A 15,503-nucleotide genomic window follows, 5' to 3' on the forward strand; every position below is an offset into this window, starting at 1 on the left:
ACATGGACATGCGACAGATCGCGGAAAGCCACCTGAAGGCCTGGCAGAGCGGGGACGCCGAGGCCGTGGCCGCGTCGGTGGACGCCTTCGACGATCCGGACACGGCGGGCCCGCTGAGCGGGGACGCGCTGGCCGCCCACGCCGGCGAGGTGCTGGCCCGGTTCGGCAACCTGCGGTTTCACATCGAGCACCTGGCCGTCACCGAGGAGACGGCCGTGCTCTCCTGGACGCTGGAGGCCGACCACCGTGCCCCCTACCTGGCCATGCCCGCCGTCGGCCGATCCGTCCGCGTCACCGGGACCGACCTGCTGGTCAGGGATGGTGAGACCGTGCGCGTCCAGCGGTGCTTCGACCGGCTGGCCGTCGCCGCCGCGCTGGGATTCGAGGCGAGGTTCGTGCCCGAGGCCGACGAGGACCGGCAGTTCGGGGTGAGCTCGCGGACCACCCTGGGGCGTACCGCACGCCCCGGCGCCCTGGCACTGACCTGGCTGGAGATCGACGACGGCGCGCAGGCGGCCGAGGCCGACCTGCTCAGCGCGGAGGTCGTCAAGGCGTTGCGCGCCTCGAAGGGATTCCTCGGCGCCTCGACCTTCGACATCGGCAGGCGCAAGTTCACCCTGAGCGCCTTCGACCGCCCGGAGTCCGTCCGCGCCGTGCACGGCAGGCCCCACCAGCGGGCGATGCGGCGCTTCTTCAAGGGCGGGCTGTGCACCCGGGTGCTCACCAGCATCTGGCTGCCGGCCGCCGTCCGCGAATACGCTCGCTGTCCCGACTGCGAGACCGTCTTCTCCACGGACGAGGGCGCGGCCTGCGGATGCGGCTGGGTACCCGAGCGCGAATCCCTATTGTGACTGGAGTTCTATCGTGTCCACCCCATCCTCTCCGGGCCCCTGGTCCCCCTTCACCGCCGAGCACCGGCTTGACGACGGCGACCGGCCAACGATCGTGTTCATGTCCGCCCTGTTCGCCGGAGGCTGGATCTGGGATCATCCCTACCGGCGGCTGGAGAGCGCGGGCTGGCCGGTGCTGCGTACCAACGAGCCCATCTGCGCGCTCGACAGCAAGGTGGTCGGCTCGATCGAACGACTTGGGGACGTGCTGCTCGATGTCTGTGACGCCGTGGGGGTCAAGGACGTCATCATCTGCGCCAACTCCCTCGGCGGCCTGGTGGCGATCGACCTGGCGGGCCGCTTCCCCGAGCGGGTGCGCGGCATCGTGGTGAGCGGGGCCCCGGGGCTGACCCCCGACCCCGACGTCGGCCTGAGCTTCGACCGCAGGGCCAGCGTGCAACCCGCGGGCGAGGAGTTCCGCGACCGCATGCTGGGCGCCCTGTTCCACGGCGAGCCGCTCTTCACCGAGGAGCAACTGGAGGACACCGCCACCCTGCTGCGGCACCCGCCCGCGATGGTGAGCATGGCCCGCAGCATCAAGGCCACCCGCGTCTACAAGGTGCTGCCGGCCATGGACAAGGTGACCTGCCCGTCGATGTACGTGTGGGGGGAGTACGACCGGATGACCCCGGCCGGCGCCTGGGTGAGGGCCCTCGCCGACTACCCGCAGCACGAGATGGTGCTGGTCGGGGAGTGCGGGCACATCCCCATGGTCGAGCGCGCCGACGAGTACTCGGTCCACCTCGACCGCTTCCTGGCACCCTTCGACGCGGCGGCCGCAGCGGCCGGGGCGCCCGCGTGACCCGTTCCGCGGTCCTGGTGGGCGTGGACATCGTGGAGGCGGACCGGATCGGCAGGACCGTCTCCGACGGCGGCGCCGCCTACGGCAGGCGGGTCACCACACCCGCCGAGCGGGAACTGCACGCGGGCTCGCCCCTCGCGGACGCCGCCTCGTTCGCGGTCAAGGAGAGCTTCATCAAGGCGGTGGGCGGCAGGGCGGCCGGCTTCGACTGGCACGACTTCGAGGAGCGGGGCGAGGAGCAGCGGTGGGCCGCCCCGCTGCTGGCCGAGGCGGCGTCGGCCCTGGGCGCGTCCATCGAGCTGACGCTGACCACGGGCGCGTCCATCGAGCTGACGCTGACCACGGGCGCGTCGTACACCATCAGGGGCGCCAGCCGCCGCGCAGCCCTGGCCCGGCTGGCGCCGCAGGAGAACGACGCCCCGGTGGCCGGTGCGGCCCGGTGGGGCCTCGGCGCGGGACTGCTCGTCGCGCTGGCGATAGTGACCGTCGATTCCAAGGGAGCATTGTGATGTCGCTTGTCCAGGCGAAGGGGGAGACCTTCGTCAAACCCGGAGAGTCGATCCAGCGGGCGCTCGACGAGGCGGGGCCGGGCGCGACCATCCGCCTGACGGAGGGCGGCTACGCCGAGAGCCTGTGGATCAGGTACAGCGGGGTCACCCTGGTCGGTGAGGGGCCGGAGCTGACCCGGCTGGTTCCCGGTGACGTGGTGGCCGCGGGCATCCCGCAACTGCACGACGCGTCGGAAGACGTCGTCAGCGGCATCAGCGTGCACGGCGACGGCATCCGCGACGTCACCGTACGCGGGCTGGCGGTGCACGGCTTCTCCGGATCCGGCGTCTACGCGCACACGGTCCAGGGCCTCGTCGTCGAGGACGTCGAGGCGCGGGACAACGACTTCTGGGGTATCTACGTCCGCGAGTGCGGCGGCGTCGAGGTGCTGCGCTGCCGGACCTCGGGGAGCCAGTACGCGGGCATCGCGCTGAGCTTCTGCCCCGAGGCGAACGCGCTGGTCGCGGAGAACGAGACCTCCGCCAACGCCTTCGGGATCTTCGTCGACAACTCCTCGAAGGCGCGGATGGTGCGCAACACCTGCCACGGCAACTCCGCCGGGCTGCTCCTGCTCAACCAGACCTACGAGGGCGAGCTGCCGGGCGGGGTGAACGACTGCCTCGTCTCGGAGAACGAGCTCCGCGGCAACGGGCTGCTCAGCGGGGAGGGCAACCCGAACGGCCTCGGCGACGCGGGCCCGCCGATCTCCGGGGTGGGCCTCGCCGTGATCGGCGCCCACCGCGTCACCGTGGTGGGAAACCGGATCCACGACAACCACCCGAGCGGCCCCTCGGTCATGGGCGGGGCGTTCGTCCTGGGATCGTCCAAGGACTGGGGAGGCGACGAGTCCCTGGACAACCACATCTCCTGGAACCGGATCACCGGCAACACCCCGCTCGACGTCCAGGTCGACGCCGACTTCACCCGGCAGGGTTTCGCCAACAACGTGGCGAACACCACCGCGCCCGACTCGATCGAGGGCTGTGCCACCGCGCCCGACTTGATCGAGGGCTGTGCCGCCGTGCCCGACTTGATCGAGGGCTGTGCCGCCGTGCCCGACTTGATCGAGGGCTGCGCCGCCGGGGAGACCCGATGACGGCCACGGCCACCCTGAGCTGTGCGGGTCTGAGCAAGCGGTACGGCGACATCCTCGCCGTACAGGACGTCGGCTTCTTCATCGAGAAGGGCGAGGCATACGGCCTGCTCGGTCCCAACGGGGCGGGTAAGACCACCGCGATCTCCATGCTGGTGGGCCTGCTGCAGCCGGATGCGGGAAGCGTACGGGTCTGTGGCCACGATCTCGCGACCGATCCGCTCGCGGCGAAGGCGAAGATCGGTTACGTCCCGCAGGAGATCGCGCTCTACCCCGACCTGACCGGCAGGGAGAACCTGCGCTTCTTCGGCAGGCTCTACGGGCTGCCCCGGCGGGAGCTGGCGAAGCGGATCGACGAGGTGCTCGACTTCGTCGGCCTGTCGGATCGGGCGGACGGAAAGATCGACACCTACTCGGGCGGGATGAAGCGCCGGATCAACATCGGTGCCGCCCTGCTGCACCGGCCCGAGGTGCTCATCCTGGACGAGCCGACCGTCGGGGTGGACCCGCAGAGCCGCAAGGCCATCCTGGACGGGGTCGAGCAACTGGTGGCCGACGGCATGAGCCTGCTGTACACCTCGCACTACATGGAGGAGGTCGAGCGGGTCTGCAAGCGCGTCGGGATCATCGACCACGGCAAGGTCATCGCCGAGGGCACCCGCAAGGAACTCGTCTCCACCCTCGGTAGCGCGGACCGGGTCGAGCTCGTCCTCGACGGCGACCTGGATGTCGCGACCGGCAAGCTGCGCGAGGTGGAGGGGGTCACCGAGGCGGTGCGGACGGGTACCTCGTCCATCCGGCTGATCGTCAACGAGGGAAGTCACCTGCTGCCCACCCTCATCGCCGCGGTGCGGGGCATCGCCGTCGTGACGGCCGTCGAGGTCGTCGAACCCGACCTTGAGGCCGCGTTCCTGCACCTCACCGGCAACAAGCTGCGGGACTGACGATGCTGAGAGCTCTTTTCGTGGTGAGCCGTCTCGAACTGCGCGCCAGGTTCATGGACGGTACGGCGGTGCTGACCGCGCTGCTCGCCCCCATCGTGCTGGCCTCGCTGTTCGGGTTCGCCCTCGGCGGAGACGATCCGCCGTTGCGCGCCACCGTGGGCTTCGTCGATCTCGACGGCGGGGAGTTCCCCTCCAGCGTGCGCCGGGAGGTGCTGTCGGCCAAGGAACTCGACGGCATGCTGACCCTGCGCGATTTCAAAGCGGAGAAGGACGCGCAGCAGACCCTCGACGACGGGGACATCGGTGCGGCGATCGTGTTCCCCCCGGGGTTCAGCCAGGACGTCGGCGCCGGACGAGGGGGGAAGGTCACCGTGCTCACCTCCCCGGAGACGCCACTGGCCGGAGTGGTCGCGAGCAGCATCGTCGACCGGATCTCCGCCCTGGTGGACGCCCGCACCCTCGCGGTCAAGGCGTCCCTCGACGCCGGCGTCCCCGCCGACAAGGTCAAGGAGTTCGTCGAGCGCAACGGCGCGAGCGGCCCGGCGCTGACCCTGGAGAGCGACCCCATGGCGGGCGGGAAGGTCGACCTGTCGGTCTACTACGGCTCCGGCATGGCCGCGCTCTTCGCCTTCTTCGTGGTGGGCACCTCGGTCAGGAGCCTGCTCACCGAGCGCAACCTCGGCACGCTCAACCGGATGCGTGCCGCGCCCATCCGGCCGTGGATCCCGATCGTGGGCAAGGGGGTGGTCGGCTTCCTGCTGGCACTGGTCAGCGTCTGCGCCGTCTGGGCCTCCTCGGTGCTGCTGTTCGGGTCCAGCTGGGGTGATCCGCTCGCGGTGTTCGCGCTCTGGACCGCGCACGTGCTGGCCGCCGCCGCGATCACCATGCTGGTGGCCAGCAGGGCGAAGACCGACTCCCAGGCCGACGGGCTGATCATGGGCGTCTCCTTCGTCTTCGCGTTCCTGGGCGGCAGCCTGGTGCCGATGTACAACCTGCCGGACTTCCTGCAGAAGGTGGCGCTGTTCACCCCGAACGGCTGGACGTCGACGGGACTGACCGAGCTCGCCGGTGGCGGTGGGGGCCTGGCGGCGGTCGCCGCCCCGATCGCCGCACTCTGCGGGATGGCACTCGTGGCCGGCGGCATCGCCGCCCTCGGCTTCAGGAAAGGACTACTCGGTTGAGCCCGAGCCCCGTCAGAGCCCTGGTGGCGGCCAACCTGCGCCGTCACTCCCGCGACAAGGTGGGCCTGTTCTTCATGGTGGTCATGCCGTTCGTGACCATCGCCTTCGTCGGGCTGGCGCTGGGCGGAGGCGCGTCGGGACAGGACCGGATGCCGATCGGGGTGGTCGCGCAGGACTCCGACCCGGTCGCGGCGGCCGTGCTGCGCCGGCTGGAGACCAGCCCCGACCTCGCGATCGAGCGGATGGAGACCGAGGAGCGGGTGCGCTCCGGGGTGCGGACCGGTGCTCTCGCGGCCGGTCTGCTGATCCCGCCGGGGTCCACCGAGCTGGAGCTGGTCATGACCCAGACCAACGGCAGCGGCCTGGCGGCACGGAGCATCATCGACGTCGCGGTAGGCAAGGTGGCCGCGGTGCTGGAGGCCGTGCGGGCGGCCCAGGCGGCGGGCGCGTCCCCGGCCGAGGCCGAGGCCCTGGTGCGCAAGGCACAGACCGAGTCGGCCCAGGTGGCGGTGAGCACCAGCGGTACGGAGAGTTCCACGCCCCGTGGATTCGCCTACACCGCGCCCGCCAACGTGCTGCTGTTCACATTCGTCAACTCCATGGCCGTCGCCTCGGCACTGGCCGAGAGCCGCAGGCTGGGCATGATCCGCAGGTCCCTCGCCGGGCCGGTGCGGGAGCGCTCGGTGCTGCTCGGCGAGGTGCTGAGCAGGCTCCTCGTCGCCATCGCGCAGGCCTGCCTGATCATGGTGGTGAGTACCCTGGCGTTCGGCGTGACCTGGGGGGACCCGCTGGGCGTCGCGGCGGTCGTCGGCTCGTTCTGCCTGGTGTCCACCGGTGCCGCGGTGCTGGTCGGCAGCCTGGTGCGGTCGCCCTCCCAGGCCCCCGCGATCGGACCTCCGCTGGGCATCGTGCTCGGCATGCTGGGTGGCTGCCTGTGGCCGCGAGAGGTGGCCGGCGAGACTCTGAACATGATCGGCTACCTGGTTCCGCACGGCTGGGGGATGGACGCGCTGATCACGCTGACCAAACCCGGCAAGGGGCTGGGTTCGGTCCTGGTCGAGGTGGCCGTACTGCTCGGGATGGCGGTGCTCCTGCTGGGCATCTCGCTCGTGGTGTTCCGCAGGCGCATGCGCACGTCCACATGAAGGGTGTCGTGCTGGCCGGGGGCTCAGGCACCCGGCTCCGGCCACTGACCGCGATCACCTCCAAGCACCTGCTGCCGGTCTACAACAAGCCGATGGTCTACTACCCGCTCTCGGTGCTGATGCTGGCCGGAATCCGGGAGATCCTGCTGATCAGCACCCCCGAGCATCTGCCGGGGTTCCGGGCGCTGCTCGGCGACGGCTCCCGGCTGGGCCTGCGCCTGAGCTACGCCGCCCAGGCCGTACCCCGAGGGCTGGCCGACGCCCTGGTCGTCGGCGGGGAGTTCGTGGGTGACGACCGGCTGGCCCTCATCCTCGGTGACAACATCTTCTACGGCCACGAACTCCCCTCGGTGCTCCGGGAGGAGGTCGGCAAGCTCGACGGCTGCACGGTGTTCGGCTACCCGGTCGCCGATCCCGAACGGTACGGGGTGGCGGTTCTCGGCGAGGAGGGCCGGCTGGTCGACATCGAGGAGAAACCGGCCCGGCCCCGGAGCAACCTCGCCGTCACCGGCCTCTACCTCTACGACAACATCGCGCTGCGTTACGCCACCGAGCTGACCCCTTCGGCGAGGGGTGAACTGGAGATCACCGACCTCAACCGGCGTTTCCTCGCCGAGGGCCGCGCCCGGCTGGTCAACCTGGGCCGGGGGACGGCCTGGCTGGACACCGGCACGCCGGACAGCCTGCTGGAGGCCGGGGTCTTCGTGCAGGTGCTCGAAAAACGGCAGGGCGTGCAGATCGCCTGCCTGGAAGAGGTGGCCTACCGGATGGGCTACATCGACGACCGAGGGCTTCGTGAGCTGATCGGCCACGTCGGACCCGTGACGGAGGAGGGGCGCTACCTGGTCCGGGTGCTGGAGGCCTCCATCTGAGCGGTTCCCGGAAGTCGCCCGCTTCCACGGCCGGGGGCCACGGTTTTCGACCGGGCTCCGCCGACCGGCGATTGGGGCACGCCTAGCATGGAGGTATGCGCACCGATCCGGTGACGTTGTTCCTCTGCGGTGACGTCATGCTCGGCCGCGGCGTCGATCAGATCCTTCCGTACCCCGGTGACCCGACGCTGCAGGAGCAGCATGTCTTGGACGCCCGGACATATGTTGATCTGGCGGAGGCGGCGAACGGCCTGATTCCTCAACCGGTCGACTTCTCCTGGCCATGGGGGGATGCCCTGCGGGTGCTGGAAGAGGGTGCGCCCGATGTCCGGGTGGTGAACCTGGAGACGAGCATCACCCGGAGTGATGATTTCGCCATGGGGAAGGCCGTCCATTACCGGATGAATCCAGATAATCTTCCCTGCCTGGCGGTTGCCCGGCCCGACGTCTGCGTGCTGGCGAACAACCATGTCATGGACTTCGGCCGGCGAGGTCTGCGGGAGACGCTCGGCGTTCTGGCCGGTGCGAGGCTGCGGGCGGCGGGGGCGGGCCGGGAGGCGGACGAGGCGCGGCGACCCGCGACCGTCACCGTCGCAGGCGGCGGGCAGGTCCTGATCCTCTCCTGCGGGACGGAGTCCAGCGGCATTCCGCCGGAATGGGCGGCGACCCCGGATCGCGGGGGTGTCGATCTCGTCCCGGAGTTGTCGGAGGCCGCCGCGGCCGAGGTGGCCGGCCGGGTGCGGCAGGTGAAGCGCCCCGGTGACGTCGCGGTTATCTCCATCCATTGGGGCTCCAACTGGGGCTACCAGGTCTCCCGAGAGCAGAGACGCTTCGCGCACCGCCTGGTCGACGGCGGTGTCGACGTGGTGCACGGGCACTCCTCGCACCATCCCCGGCCCGTCGAGGTCTACCGCGGCAGGCTCATCCTGTACGGCTGCGGTGACCTCATCGACGACTACGAGGGCATCACCGGCTATGAGGAGTACCGAGACGATCTCCGGCTGCTGTACTTCGTGTCGGTGGAGCCGGAGTCGGGAAAGCTGGCCGGTTTACGGATGGTGCCCATGCGGGCTCGTCAGATGCGTCTCCAGCACGCCTCAAGCGAGGACTCCGAGTGGCTTCAGGCGGTTCTCGACCGGGTCGGCCGTGACCTCGGGTCACGAGTCGACCTGGAGCCGGACGGTGCCCTCGCGCTCCGGCGGACGTAGGCGAGGTCGGACATGACCGCAGGCGTCTCTCCCGAAGACCTCATCCGGGCCGTCCGGGCGATGGGCGTCCGCGACGAGCGCCTGCTGGAGGCCGTGCGCGCGACGCCGCGAGCGGGATTCGTCCCCGCGGACCGTGTCGCGATCGCCTACCACGACGAGCCCGTCCCGATCGGGCACGGGCTGGTGACCACGCAGCCCTCGCTGTCGGCAAGGATGATCGAAGGTCTTGGTCTCGGCGGGACGGAACACGTGCTTGAGATCGGCACCGGCCTCGGTTTCCAGACCGCGCTGCTCGTTCGCCTGGCCGCCGATGTGGTGACCATCGACCTGTGGGCGGATCTGGTCCGGCAGGCGCGCCGGAACCTCGCCCGGCAGGGGATCGGCAATGTCGAGCTGCTCGTCGGGGACGGCAGCTGCGGCGTGCCGGACCGCGCTCCGTACGACGGCATCGTCGTGTCGGCCGCGTTCCCCGAGGTCCCCCCGCCGCTGGTCGAACAGCTCCGGCTCGGCGGCCGTCTGGTACAGCCCATCGGACCGGGCGGGCGGGAGGAGGTCGTCCTGTTCCAGCGCACCGTGACCGGGCTTGAACGTCGGCAGGTCCTCACGCTGGCCAGCTTTGTCCGCCTTCATGGAAGGTACGGCTATCCGCCCTGAGCGGGTGCCCGTCTCCCCGGATGGTGATCGGGAGGACGGCCTCCACGACCGTTGATCTCTGTCACTACGGACCATCCCCGCAGGCGCCCGCGGGGATGGTTCCGATGAACGACTCTGGGAGATCGGCGTACTCAAGTCGGCCCCGCGCCCGCGGGGATGGTCTGTATCTCGTCCGCTTGTGGAATCCGGCCGAAGGGCAGGAGTCGTTCCGGCGGCCGTCCGTTATCCGGCTCTGGTGAGTGCTTGATGGCTGGCCATGATCCTCGTCTCCGTGCTGCTCTCTGTCCTCCTGACGGTCTTGCTCAACCTCCTGCTCCGCTGACCGGTGCCCGTTCACCGTGGACATCGTGGCGGGGGTGTCCTTAATCTTTCCCATATCCTATAGTTCTTTAGAATATAAGCTGCAATGGTTCAGATGGAGGGCGCGATGTCGTACCCGGAGCCTCGTTACCTGGGCGAGGCGGGCGAGAGCAGTGGGGTCTTCCGGCCGGCGAGCGCGGGGCCGGATCTGGTGATCGGTGAGGGCGGGACGGAGGTGCACCACCTGGCCACCGGCGCCTCGACGAACGGGCAGTTCGGTCTGTACCGCTGGGACATGGGAGCGAAGCCGTCCGGCCCGGACCCGCACTTTCACCGGACGATCTCTGAGTCCTTCTTCGTGCTCTCCGGGACCGTGCGGCTGTTCAACGGGAAGACCTGGACCGACGCGACGGCGGGAGACTTCCTGTACGTCCCGGAGGGCGGGGTGCACAGTTTCCGCAACGAGTCCGGCGAACCGGCCTCGATGCTGCTGCTCTTCGCACCGGGGGCACCCCGCGAGGGCTACTTCGAGGAGCTCGCCGAGATCGCGGCCAGTGGGCGCAGGCTCAGCGACGCGGAGTGGGCGGACGTCTACCTCCGCCACGACCAGTACATGGTCTGACGGCCATGGCGGAGTTTCCGGAGGAACCGATCTACCGGCAGCTGGCGCGGGTCGGCAGGACGCTGGCCAGTCCGGTGCGGCTGAGGCTGCTCGACGTGCTCGACCAGGGAGAGCGCACCGTCGAGCAGCTGTCCGAGGAGGCGGACATTCCGCTGAAGAACACCTCGGCCCAGCTGCAGCAGCTGCGCGCGGCTCACCTGGTGACGAGCCGCAAGGCCGGTACCCGGGTCTACTACCGGCTGGCCGACGAGCGGGTCTCGCGGTTCCTGGGCGAGCTGCAGGACTTCGCCGCGGAAAGGCTCGCCGATCTGCGGGAGGCGGTGTCCGAGCACCTTGGCGAGGTCGCGGTCCTGGAGGCGGTGACCGCCGACGAGCTCGCCGGACGTCTCAACGACCCCGACATCGTGATCGTCGACGTCCGCTCGGCCGCCGACCACGCCCGCGGCCATGTGCCGGGGTCGGTGTCGATTCCCCTGGCCGAACTGCGGGACCGTCTGGACGAGCTGCCCAGGGACATCGAGATCGTGGCCTACTGCGGCGGCCCCTACTGCGTGGTCTCCCCGGAGGCGGTGCGCCTGCTCCGCGACCACGGCTTTCCAGCGCGCCCGCTGGACGGCGGGCTCGCCCGCTGGCGACGCACGGGGAGACGACTGCAGACCGGTTCCGCCACGGCCACGTAACGGGCCCGCGGCCGAATTGTCGGAGTGGATCACTACCGTTCCCGGCATGTTCAGTTCGCAGCAGCAGGCTGCTCTGTCGACTACCGGGACGAAGGTCTCCGCGCCCGGCGAACTCCCTCGGATCACCCGCCGCGAAGAGGCCGGCGCATGACCGCCTGGGAGGAGATCCGCGGACTCATCGCCCGCCGGGACGCCCACGCCGTCGCGGCCCGGATCGTCGAGGTGGACGAGGAGGCGCGCAAGGAGGTCGCCGGCCTTCTTCCGGGATACCTGAAGACGCTGCGCGGCCGACGCGAATCCTGGGAGGGGCTCGACGACTACGCCGAGGTGCTCCGCGCCGCAGGGGCCGGGGTCCTCACCGGTGCGGCCGCCGTGGCGACCTGGCTGAACCGCCGGGATTTCACCTCCCGCTGGAGTTCGCCGTACGGGGACACCGAGCGGATCATGGCGATTCTCGCGACCCGGCCGGCGGAGTGGCGGGCCGACCTGGCCGGGCGGCTCGTGCTGGCGATCGGCGACCTGGTCCGTGCCACCGCGTCTCCCGGCTGGAACGGTGCCACGGTCCGCTGCGCCCAGGCCGGAGGCGACCACCTCCTCTTCATGGCCACGAAAGAGGGGAGAGAGAGCAGCCCTACTGGGTGGCCCGCGAGGGTATGCGGGGCACCGGGGGTGGCATTGTCGCCTGCGTGCTCGACGATCGGCGCCTCGTTCTGCACCTCACTCCCGAGGCGGCGGACAACATGGAGACCGAGACCGTCCTGACCGTCGACCTGAACCTGAGTCCCGTCGAGACGGAGCGGCTACGGACCGTGCTCGGCAGAATCTTCCGTGCGGGATCGTCCGATCCGATGCCCTCGCTCACCGGGTTCTGACGTACGGGCCTGGCCGGGAAGGCCGGTCAGGGGTCGGATATGACGGCCAGGGACCTGATCTGCTCGGGGGTGAGCGCGGTGCCGCGTTCGGATTCGGTGGCGAAGCGCTCCTCGCCCAGCGCGTCACGGATCCGCGCGGTGATCCGGCCGATGTCGCCGCTTTCCAAGGGGTCAGGGGCACGGAGCTCGACGCGAGGGCCACGGCACCCGCGCCCAGGAGCCGGGCGGCGCGGTCGTGGTGTCCGGCGACGGTCAGGGCCCCGGCCAGGCCGTAGACGGCGACCGTCATCTCCCGGGTCCCGTCGAACCTGGCGATGAGATCGAGGGCCCGCAGGTGCAGAGCGAGGGCCGCCGCCGCGTCGCCGCGCTGCTCGGCGACGAAGCCGAGCTCGGTCACGATCATCGGGAGGTACGGCGGCGGCTCCTCGGCGTCGCGCGGGGTACGGTCCAGCACGTCGCGCAGGTGGGTCTCCGCGATGTCGAGGCGGCCGTCCCTGCGCGCGGCGAAGGCCAGTCCCATCCGGGCGAAGGTCTGCCCGGCCTGGTGGCCCTGCTCCACGGTGAGCCGCAGCGACCTCTCGCTCGACTCCGCCGCCCGCGCGTAGTCGCCGCGCTGCAGCGCGATCCAGCCCAGCCAGCCCAGCCGCCCGGCGAACTCCGTCCACAGTCCGAGCTCCTCGGCCAGGCGCATGCCGTCGTGCTGCAGCCGTTCGGCCCGGTCGAGGTCACCGGTCATCTCGGCCAGCGCGCCGAGCCAGCCGCCGGCCTCCAGTTGCCCCCAGCGCTCCCCGAGCTCGCCGAAGATCCGCGCGCTGCGCTCACCGTCGCGTTCGAGCCCGTCCAGGTCGCCGCGTACGTGCGCGAGCTTGGCCCGGAGGGCGAGGGCCGCGGCCGTCCCCCATCGGTCGCCGAGCGCCTCGAAGGCGGGTAGTGCCCGGTCCAGCAGCTCTCCGGCGGTGGACAGGTCGCCGAGGTCGACCCCCGCGTAGGCGAGGATCCACCATGCCCTGGCTCGCCCGCCGGGATCGCCCGCGTCCTCGTACGCCTCCAGCGCCGCCCGGCGGAGTTTCTCCCGGTCGGTGACGGCGACATCACCGCGGAGGAACCCGATCACGGCCTCCCAGGTGAGGGCCTTGGCCCGGAGCGCGGCGAACGAGACGCCTCCGGAGCCGCCGGCGGTGTCCGGCGCATGGTCCCGGGGGACGGCGCCGGGAGGTTCGCCGGGGACGGCCAGTGCCGCCGTCAGGGATCGGTGGGCCTCGGTCAGGCGGCCACGCAGGAACCAGTACCAGGCCAGCGCGCCGACGAGGCGCAGCGCGCCGTCCGCGTCGCCGTTCCTGACGGCCGCGTTCAGCGCGGCGCGGAGGTTCGCGGCGTCGGAGTCGAGACGCCGCAGCCAGCGCCGCTGGTCCGCCTCGTAGAGGCGCGGCTCGGCCCGCTCGGCGAGGCCGGTGTAGTGGCGCAGGTGCCGCCGCCGCACCCGCTCGTACTCCCCGGCCCGCTGGAGGCGCTCGACGCAGTACGCCGCCACCGACTCCAGCAACCGGTATCGCGGCCCGTCGGCACCGTCCACCATGACCACCAGCGACCGGTTCACCAGCCGCGCCACCAGGTCGAGCACGTCCGCGGCCGGGATGTCGTCCTCCGCGCAGACGGCCTCGGCGGCCTCCATGGTGCAGCCGTCGGCGTGCACGGCGAGCCGGCGCAGGACGGCGCGCTCGGCGCCGGTCAGCAGCTCCCAGCTCCAGTCGATCATCGCCGTCAGGGTCTGCTGGCGCGGCGGGACGCCCCGGTGCCCGGTGGCCAGCAGCCTGAACCGGTCGTCCAGGCGGGCGACGAGGCCGTGTACCCCGAGGGCGGGGACCCTCGTCGCGGCCAGCTCCAGCGCCAGCGGGATGCCGTCCAGCCGGCGGCACAGCGACACGACCGCCGGGGCGGTGTCCGCGTCGAGGACGAACCCCCGGGCCGCGGCGGACGCGCGTGCCACGAACAGCCGTACCGAACCCGTCCGCTCCAGCGCGGAGATGTCGTCGGCGGCCCGGTCGGCACCTGGCCCAAGGCCACCGCGGAGTGCAACACCGCGGTGAAGACCACGCTCGACCGGCTGGCCTGGTGGGCCCGCGCCCTGCGGGACGCCCGAGCCAGGAGCCCGTACGCCACCTGAGCCCTGTTTCCATCAAGCTCCATCAAGTTTTGTCCAGCGCGAACGACACGGAGAAAACCATGCGGAAGATCATCGCCATGACCCACACCACGGTCGACGGCTACATCGACAACCCGTTCGCTGATTCTCAGTGTTTGTCAGTGAGGACCAGCGAGCCCCCGCGTTGCCGCAGCGGCGTTCCCCGTGGCCGGGGTTCCCGTTTCACCGGTGCGCGCCCGGCACGAATGCCGGGTCCTACCGCTCCTCGGCGGGCGTTTAACGTCTCCCCGCAACTCTGGGCGACGTCGGCCGCGAGCGCGGCCAGATTACGGGCGGCGTTCAGATCCCGATCCAGGACCAGATCACACCCATCGCAGGTGTAGGTGCGTTCGGACAGGGCGAGCTTGGCTTTCACCACACCACAACCCGAACATGTCTTACTACTGGGATACCAGCGGCTCGCCATCACCAGCCGCCCACCACTCCAGCCGGTCTTATAGGCGAGCTGACGGCGCACCTCACCCATCCCCACATCAGCGACCGCGCGAGACAGGCGCCGGTTGGCGAGCATCCCCGACACGTTCAGGTCCTCGACCACGACCGTGCCGTAGACGGCCGCCAGCTTGCTCGTCAGCCGGTGTAGGCCGTCGCGCCGCTGCCGGGCCACCCTCGCGTGCGCCTTCCCCAGCGCGGCCTTGGTCTTACGCCAGCGCGCCGACGGCTCGTGCCTGCCGCCACCTGGGGTGCGTGGGCCGGTCCGGCGGGCCAGCTGCTTGTTCAGCCGCCGCAACCGTTTCAGAGCCGTTCGGTGGTGTTTGGGGTTGTCAACCACTTCACCGGTGGACAGCACCGCCAGCGCCTTGACCCCCAGATCCACTCCCACCACCGCCTCCGGCCGGGCCAGGGCGCTTTCGGCGCGGTCGATCTCGCAGGTGAACGACACGAACCACCGGCCCCCCTCCAACCGGACCGTCGCCGACAGGACCCGGCCCGTGCCCCGCTCCAGATGACGGGCCAGCTTGCGGGTGGACTCACAGGTGCGGATCGTGCCCAGCCGTGGCAGCGTGACGTGCCGGCGGTCGGGTTCGACGCGGATGGTGCCGGTGGTGAACCGGCAGGCGGGGACGGTGCGGTGCTTGGACCTGAACCGGGGAAACCCGATCTTCCTCCCCTTGCGCTTACCCTTACGGGAGTCCGACCAGTTCCTCAGCGCCCGGGCCAGGGCCTCCAGGCCGCTGTTGTAGGCCTCCTTGGAGTTCTCCGCCCACCAGGGCGCGACGGTGTCCTTGGCCGCGTTCCAGAGTTTGCGCAGCTCATACAGCGACCAGGGAACCTCGGTCAGCAGCTCGGTGGGCACCCCGTAGGTCTTCTCCGCCTCCCGCTGCGACAGCGCCGCCTTGACCAGGCCCAGCGCCCAGTTGAACGCGAACCGCGCTGCCCCACCGTGCGAGAACAACGCACCGGCCTGGGCCGGAGCGGGGTCGAGAGCGTAGCGGTAGGCCTGCTGAACCCGCATCACCCACCCCTCCCGTCATTTACTCACCGCTG

The 15,503-nt window shown here is 70.7% G+C and carries 16 protein-coding genes; 14 read left to right on the forward strand and 2 right to left on the reverse strand.

Annotation, left to right across the window (positions count from 1 at the left end):
- Positions 1-2 precede the first annotated feature (2 nt).
- The 14 genes from OG884_RS28085 (at position 3) to OG884_RS28150 (ending at position 11,812) form a co-directional block, all read left to right on the forward strand.
- The gene (locus OG884_RS28085) at positions 3-851 is read left to right on the forward strand and encodes an ester cyclase (RefSeq protein WP_326637791.1); all 849 of its coding nucleotides are present in this window, start codon (positions 3-5) and stop codon (positions 849-851) included.
- Positions 852-864: 13 nt separating this feature from the next.
- Complete coding sequence (locus OG884_RS28090; protein ID WP_326637793.1) at positions 865-1,692, forward strand: alpha/beta fold hydrolase; 828 nt, start codon at positions 865-867, stop codon at positions 1,690-1,692.
- Positions 1,689-2,201: a 4'-phosphopantetheinyl transferase superfamily protein gene (locus tag OG884_RS28095; RefSeq protein ID WP_326637795.1), complete on the forward strand. Its 513-nt coding sequence runs from the start codon at positions 1,689-1,691 to the stop codon at positions 2,199-2,201. The genes OG884_RS28090 and OG884_RS28095 overlap by 4 nt, the downstream gene beginning before the upstream one ends.
- Positions 2,201-3,337 carry a right-handed parallel beta-helix repeat-containing protein gene (locus tag OG884_RS28100; protein ID WP_326637798.1) on the forward strand — a complete coding sequence of 379 codons (1,137 nt, stop codon included), beginning with the start codon at positions 2,201-2,203 and terminating at the stop codon, positions 3,335-3,337. Before OG884_RS28095 ends, OG884_RS28100 begins: the two co-directional genes overlap by 1 nt.
- Positions 3,334-4,278: an ABC transporter ATP-binding protein gene (locus OG884_RS28105; RefSeq protein ID WP_326637799.1), complete on the forward strand. Its 945-nt coding sequence runs from the start codon at positions 3,334-3,336 to the stop codon at positions 4,276-4,278. Before OG884_RS28100 ends, OG884_RS28105 begins: the two co-directional genes overlap by 4 nt.
- Positions 4,279-4,280: 2 nt before the next feature.
- Complete coding sequence (locus tag OG884_RS28110; protein WP_326637801.1) at positions 4,281-5,459, forward strand: ABC transporter permease; 1,179 nt, start codon at positions 4,281-4,283, stop codon at positions 5,457-5,459.
- Positions 5,456-6,604 carry an ABC transporter permease gene (locus OG884_RS28115; protein ID WP_326637803.1) on the forward strand — a complete coding sequence of 383 codons (1,149 nt, stop codon included), beginning with the start codon at positions 5,456-5,458 and terminating at the stop codon, positions 6,602-6,604. Before OG884_RS28110 ends, OG884_RS28115 begins: the two co-directional genes overlap by 4 nt.
- Positions 6,601-7,476: a glucose-1-phosphate thymidylyltransferase RfbA gene (gene rfbA, locus OG884_RS28120; RefSeq protein ID WP_326637805.1), complete on the forward strand. Its 876-nt coding sequence runs from the start codon at positions 6,601-6,603 to the stop codon at positions 7,474-7,476. Before OG884_RS28115 ends, rfbA begins: the two co-directional genes overlap by 4 nt.
- A gap of 95 nt (positions 7,477-7,571) precedes the next feature.
- Positions 7,572-8,684 carry a CapA family protein gene (locus OG884_RS28125; protein WP_326637806.1) on the forward strand — a complete coding sequence of 371 codons (1,113 nt, stop codon included), beginning with the start codon at positions 7,572-7,574 and terminating at the stop codon, positions 8,682-8,684.
- A 12-nt stretch (positions 8,685-8,696) separates the two neighbouring features.
- Positions 8,697-9,338 carry a protein-L-isoaspartate O-methyltransferase family protein gene (locus tag OG884_RS28130; protein ID WP_326637808.1) on the forward strand — a complete coding sequence of 214 codons (642 nt, stop codon included), beginning with the start codon at positions 8,697-8,699 and terminating at the stop codon, positions 9,336-9,338.
- 427 nt (positions 9,339-9,765) lie between these two features.
- Positions 9,766-10,260, forward strand: a complete 495-nt coding sequence (locus OG884_RS28135; RefSeq protein ID WP_326637810.1) for a cupin domain-containing protein — start codon at positions 9,766-9,768, stop codon at positions 10,258-10,260.
- A gap of 5 nt (positions 10,261-10,265) precedes the next feature.
- Positions 10,266-10,940 carry an ArsR/SmtB family transcription factor gene (locus OG884_RS28140; RefSeq protein WP_326637812.1) on the forward strand — a complete coding sequence of 225 codons (675 nt, stop codon included), beginning with the start codon at positions 10,266-10,268 and terminating at the stop codon, positions 10,938-10,940.
- Between the two features lie 147 nt (positions 10,941-11,087).
- Positions 11,088-11,702 (forward strand): hypothetical protein, encoded by a 615-nt coding sequence (locus OG884_RS28145; protein WP_326637813.1) that lies wholly within the window; start codon positions 11,088-11,090, stop codon positions 11,700-11,702.
- Positions 11,681-11,812, forward strand: a complete 132-nt coding sequence (locus OG884_RS28150) for a hypothetical protein (RefSeq protein ID WP_326637814.1) — start codon at positions 11,681-11,683, stop codon at positions 11,810-11,812. The genes OG884_RS28145 and OG884_RS28150 overlap by 22 nt, the downstream gene beginning before the upstream one ends.
- Here OG884_RS28150 and OG884_RS28155 read toward each other — a convergent pair.
- Together OG884_RS28155 and tnpB are read right to left on the reverse strand one after the other, a co-directional pair.
- A complete protein-coding gene (locus tag OG884_RS28155) occupies positions 11,799-13,799 on the reverse strand; it encodes an ATP-binding protein (protein ID WP_326637816.1) in 2,001 nt (666 codons plus the stop codon). The genes OG884_RS28150 and OG884_RS28155 overlap by 14 nt on opposite strands.
- 304 nt (positions 13,800-14,103) lie before the next feature.
- Positions 14,104-15,471, reverse strand: coding sequence for an IS607 family element RNA-guided endonuclease TnpB (tnpB, locus tag OG884_RS28160; RefSeq protein WP_326637818.1), 1,368 nt, complete (start codon positions 15,469-15,471; stop codon positions 14,104-14,106).
- Positions 15,472-15,503: the final 32 nt, after the last annotated feature.

Origin of the sequence: Streptosporangium sp. NBC_01755, from assembly GCF_035917995.1 — a bacterium.
In the GTDB taxonomy this organism is placed as follows: Bacteria; Actinomycetota; Actinomycetes; order Streptosporangiales; family Streptosporangiaceae; genus Streptosporangium.

What these genes read in the sequence shown, in the direction of transcription:
- OG884_RS28085 (WP_326637791.1), top strand. Translation starts at nt 3, where the DNA reads ATGGACATGCGACAGATCGCGGAAAGCCACCTGAAGGCCTGGCAGAGC.
- OG884_RS28100 (WP_326637798.1), top strand. Translation starts at nt 2,201, where the DNA reads ATGTCGCTTGTCCAGGCGAAGGGGGAGACCTTCGTCAAACCCGGAGAG.
- OG884_RS28105 (WP_326637799.1), top strand. Translation starts at nt 3,334, where the DNA reads ATGACGGCCACGGCCACCCTGAGCTGTGCGGGTCTGAGCAAGCGGTAC.
- OG884_RS28110 (WP_326637801.1), top strand. Translation starts at nt 4,281, where the DNA reads ATGCTGAGAGCTCTTTTCGTGGTGAGCCGTCTCGAACTGCGCGCCAGG.
- rfbA (WP_326637805.1), top strand. Translation starts at nt 6,601, where the DNA reads ATGAAGGGTGTCGTGCTGGCCGGGGGCTCAGGCACCCGGCTCCGGCCA.
- OG884_RS28125 (WP_326637806.1), top strand. Translation starts at nt 7,572, where the DNA reads ATGCGCACCGATCCGGTGACGTTGTTCCTCTGCGGTGACGTCATGCTC.
- OG884_RS28130 (WP_326637808.1), top strand. Translation starts at nt 8,697, where the DNA reads ATGACCGCAGGCGTCTCTCCCGAAGACCTCATCCGGGCCGTCCGGGCG.
- OG884_RS28135 (WP_326637810.1), top strand. Translation starts at nt 9,766, where the DNA reads ATGTCGTACCCGGAGCCTCGTTACCTGGGCGAGGCGGGCGAGAGCAGT.
- OG884_RS28140 (WP_326637812.1), top strand. Translation starts at nt 10,266, where the DNA reads ATGGCGGAGTTTCCGGAGGAACCGATCTACCGGCAGCTGGCGCGGGTC.
- OG884_RS28145 (WP_326637813.1), top strand. Translation starts at nt 11,088, where the DNA reads ATGACCGCCTGGGAGGAGATCCGCGGACTCATCGCCCGCCGGGACGCC.
- OG884_RS28150 (WP_326637814.1), top strand. Translation starts at nt 11,681, where the DNA reads ATGGAGACCGAGACCGTCCTGACCGTCGACCTGAACCTGAGTCCCGTC.
- tnpB (WP_326637818.1), bottom strand. Translation starts at nt 15,471, where the DNA reads ATGCGGGTTCAGCAGGCCTACCGCTACGCTCTCGACCCCGCTCCGGCC.